Annotated in this window: 7 protein-coding genes and 1 pseudogene; all 8 read right to left on the bottom strand. The window is 68.8% G+C overall.

Features of this window, described 5'->3' with window-relative positions; translation table 11 throughout:
- Positions 1-116 precede the first annotated feature (116 nt).
- Positions 117-965 (bottom strand): helix-turn-helix domain-containing protein, encoded by an 849-nt coding sequence (locus GFH49_RS24375; protein WP_155058220.1) that lies wholly within the window; start codon positions 963-965, stop codon positions 117-119.
- Positions 966-977: 12 nt separating this feature from the next.
- A complete protein-coding gene (locus GFH49_RS24380) occupies positions 978-1,496 on the bottom strand; it encodes a DUF6879 family protein (protein ID WP_408055951.1) in 519 nt (172 codons plus the stop codon).
- Positions 1,477-1,791: pseudogene (locus tag GFH49_RS24385) on the bottom strand (hypothetical protein). The gene GFH49_RS24380 and the pseudogene GFH49_RS24385 overlap by 20 nt, the downstream one beginning before the upstream one ends.
- Positions 1,792-2,194: 403 nt before the next feature.
- Positions 2,195-2,452 carry a hypothetical protein gene (locus GFH49_RS24390; RefSeq protein ID WP_155056179.1) on the bottom strand — a complete coding sequence of 86 codons (258 nt, stop codon included), beginning with the start codon at positions 2,450-2,452 and terminating at the stop codon, positions 2,195-2,197.
- Positions 2,449-2,715, bottom strand: a complete 267-nt coding sequence (locus tag GFH49_RS24395; protein ID WP_155056178.1) for a hypothetical protein — start codon at positions 2,713-2,715, stop codon at positions 2,449-2,451. The genes GFH49_RS24390 and GFH49_RS24395 overlap by 4 nt, the downstream gene beginning before the upstream one ends.
- Positions 2,712-2,963, bottom strand: coding sequence for a hypothetical protein (locus GFH49_RS24400; RefSeq protein WP_155056177.1), 252 nt, complete (start codon positions 2,961-2,963; stop codon positions 2,712-2,714). Before GFH49_RS24400 ends, GFH49_RS24395 begins: the two co-directional genes overlap by 4 nt.
- An 88-nt stretch (positions 2,964-3,051) precedes the next feature.
- A complete protein-coding gene (locus GFH49_RS24405; RefSeq protein WP_155056176.1) occupies positions 3,052-3,351 on the bottom strand; it encodes a hypothetical protein in 300 nt (99 codons plus the stop codon).
- A 37-nt stretch (positions 3,352-3,388) separates the two neighbouring features.
- A partial coding sequence (locus tag GFH49_RS39485; protein ID WP_196218109.1) for a hypothetical protein occupies positions 3,389-3,726 on the bottom strand: 338 nt, incomplete at its 5' end.

Raw genomic sequence — 3,726 nt, forward strand, 5'->3', positions numbered from 1 at the left:
ACCGGCACTTCGCTACCGGCCGTCGTCTCCTGGGCTCTCTCGGTAGTTGCCATGACCAGCACGTTAGGGACGGCGCGGCCCGAACTCCCATGAGATTGCACGAGGTTGCATGGGAATCACCCAAGCCGGTCCATGGCGTCGCTGATCAAGCTGCGAGCCTTGGCCCCATACACAGCAAGCTCTGCCAGTTCCGCGAACGTGTCGGCGTACATGGCCACTTCGCTGGGTTGCGTGATGGTGAGGTACCCGGAGACCAACTCAACGTTGACCTGCGCCGCGTCATAGATCCAGAACCCTTCGACCGGCCAGCGCTCCCGATCCGGTCGCATGGGGACGACTCCCAGGCTGACATTGGGACGGGACGCCATGGCGATCAGGTGACCAAGCTGCCCGATCATGACCTCAGCGCCGCCGATCCCGGACCGAATTACAGACTCCTCAACGAGGAAGGCGAATCGCCGGTCACCCTCGTAGAGCACGCGCTGACGCTCCATGCGTGCGGCCACCGCGTCGGCCACGTCGTCCACGAGCCCGCGCCGTCGCTGGATCGCTTGCAGTGCTGCCGCCGTGTATGGCTGCGTCTGGATCATGCCGGGCACGAGCCACGAGGAGTACGACCGGAAACGGTGAGTCCGCTGGTACAGAGGCAAGCGGGCTTCCTGCGCCTGTTTCAGTCCGGCCCGTTCCATGCGTCGCCAGTCCACCCACATGCCCTCGGCCGTGCGTAGCGACGCGATCAGGTCCTCTGTCTGCTCCTCCGCCCCACATGCGTGACACCACGCCCGAATGTCGTCGGCGGAGGGTGGAGTGCGGGCGTTCATGATCCGGGAGGATTTGGACTTGCTCCACCCGCAACGCTCGGCGAGATCGGCCCCGGTCAGACCAGCATCCCGGCAGAGATCCGCAAGACGTGTTGCGAGAGCCTGCCGGGCCTGCTGGGCGCTGGATGACGGAGAAACGGCCATGGTGGGTGATCGTCAGGCGGGCCGGTACTCCGCGTGGGGAGTGGCGCGCTCCCATGCCGCCTCGTACGCCCTCACGTACTGAGCGGCCAACGCCGGATCGTGGCAGACCTCCATGCGCGGGCCGGTCCACTGACCCTCGCCGCTGAAGTGGTGAAGGATCACGGTTTCCTTATCCATGACCCACCCGTCCAGCGCGGGCAAGAGGAGATCGCGCGCCCGGGGCCGGGGCAGCCATCGCACGTCTTCACCGGCAGCGACGTTCGTGAACGTGCCGTCGTACTCGTATAGGACGTAGTCGCTCAATGGCTCGGAAACCACGCGGAGACGTCGCATCACAACGCCCCGGCCTGTCGCCTCGGCCACCACGTCCAGCCACGGCCGCCACCACGCCTCCTGGTCGGACGGGTCGTACCGGTGGCCTTGCTGCCAGCGGATGAACTCGGGGTCGTCCCGCATGTAGCTGTCCCGCATCTCAAGGTGCATCGCTGAGCGCTGCGCCTTGGCGAGAGCTTCACGTACCGCTGTTGCCACCGTTGTTGTCCTTGCTGCCGTTGTCCTCGTTGCTGGCTTCGTCTGCTGCCGTCTCCAGGTTCTCCGGCTTGGGGATGAACTGGAGCATGTTGGCGGGCAGTCGGATCACGGTTTCGTGCTCCGGAACGTCCGTCGAGTGGCCGGGCACCGACCCGACTTCCTGTGCTTCACGGATGGTTGCCTCGTCGGCTTTCCACGACTGGATGATCAGGTCTCCGGTCGTCTCTTCCAGCTAGATCGTGGGCGATCCGTCGTCCGGCGTGTTCGGCCAGATCCCGAGGAACTTTAGGGCCATCGCGCACTCCTCCACTGAGTCGGTTGCACAGATGTGCACGAGCCTCTCCTCAGGCGAGATCAGCGTCAGGGGCGCCATCCACCAATGCAGTTGGTGCTGGTGGTCACTCTGAGCTGACGGCCGGCTGAGCGCTCCGTAACCGGCTCCGGGTACGCCAAAGGGCCCCGATCAGCCCTATGCGGGGAAGGATCGGGGCCCTTGGGGTGTCCAGCGAAAGCCCTGTTATGGCCCACTCCGGCGTGTGGTCCGGAGCGGCATCCACCCAGGTCAGAAGCCACGTGTGGCGGCCGTTCAGGTCGCTCACAGACCTTGGAACCCGTACAGAGACAGGGCCGCTATCACGCTTCGATGTCCCGGCCGCCCTGGAGGGGGGTATCCCCCAGGTCCCACGGGGTCGTCCGGCTCATGCGAGCCAGGCCACGGCCCCACTCGGCCGGACGGTGCCGCCGGTCCGCACGTCACGCGGGACACGGCTGGCCAGCTCGGCCGGGTCCTGGCTCTCCGGCCGGGCCGTCGGGTCCAGCCCGCCACGGCCCACACGGACAGCCGTGGACATGGACGCCGTGGCGGGGTCCGGGCCGTCGGTATGCGTGGCACCCAGCCGGGCCACGACTTCAGCGGCCACGGCGGCCACCCGTTCGTTGGTTCGCTGATGACTCACGCGGTCACTCCCTTGGGGTCGGCCGTACCCCGGCCGTGGCGGACGAACCCGGGAACGTGGGCTCCACGCGGGTCCTTGAAGACGTGGGCACACAGGCCCCGGAACTCCGTGCTGGTGATGGCGGCCACCAGCTCCGGGCGCTCCACGGCCAGGGCCGCCAGGATGCGGGCCCGGTGCGTCAGGGCCGTGACCGACGGGTCCCGGTGAGCCTGTAGCCAACTCAGCACTTCCCGGCGGGTGTTGGCCGGTGACCGGTACGTCATCGGGCGGCCCCCATCTCCAGCTCCTCCGGTCGCAATGGGTTCTCCATGTGGCCCGCCCGGTACCGGGCGTCCGCCGCGTCCACGTCCGCCAGGTCCAGGCCCAACACCGGGGCCAGCTTGCGGACCTCATCCACGGAGCCGGACCGGGGCGTCCACCCCTCCGCCAGGTGGTTGGCGACGGCCACGGCGACACGGCCCGTGGCGTCCTCCCGGTCCGTCTGCTCCGGGAGCCAGGCAACAAAGTTCACGTCAGCCTCCAGGGCCTCTCTGGGGGCCCGCCAGGGCCCAGGCAGGGGAAGGGGGCCCGGCCCTGTCGCCAGGCCCCCAGGTGGGCGTTCACGCCTTGGAGGTGGCGTCCCGAAGGGCGGAGACCAGCCACTCCCCCGTTACGCGCGGGTCCGTGGACTGCGCCACGTGGAGGATCGCGCCCCACTCGCTTCCGTCGGTCACGTCGTCGTTGGCGTACTTCAGTCCCGCCGGGGCCTCCACGTCGCCCAGCTCCAGGGACAGGTACTCCGCGCGGGCCCTGACGGCCGCGAACCGCTGGTACGCGCGTTCGGCCTCCACGGCCAGCTCCGCCATGCGGGCGTGTTCGCCCTCCAGGGCCTTCACCAGGGCGTCCCGCTCCTCCGCCATGACGCCGGGTCCGTCTCCATGGCGTCGTACTGGGCCCTCAGCTCCCGGGTCCGGTCTGGGCCGCCTGGAGGGCCAGGAGTTTGTCCTCCCGCTGGGCCAGGTCGTCCACGCGCTTGTACGCCTTGGGGGCCGGGCCGCCCGCCAGGTGGGCCGCGTGAGCCTCCCGCCGCTCCCGCTCCTGGCGTTCGTCGGCCGTCCGCAACTCCCGGAACTCCTCCCGGAGACGGCTCACCACGTCCAGGCCCTCCCGGAGGGCCGCATAGGCGTCATGGACCCGCTTGGGGGCCGTCGGCTCATGCCACACGATGGTCACCACCGGCCAGTTGTCCACGGTCGTCCGTGCGCGGTCGTCCAGGGCGTCATGGGGGTTGATCG

The sequence above is a fragment of the Streptomyces blattellae genome (assembly GCF_009709555.1).
GTDB lineage: Bacteria > Actinomycetota > Actinomycetes > Streptomycetales > Streptomycetaceae > Streptomyces > Streptomyces blattellae.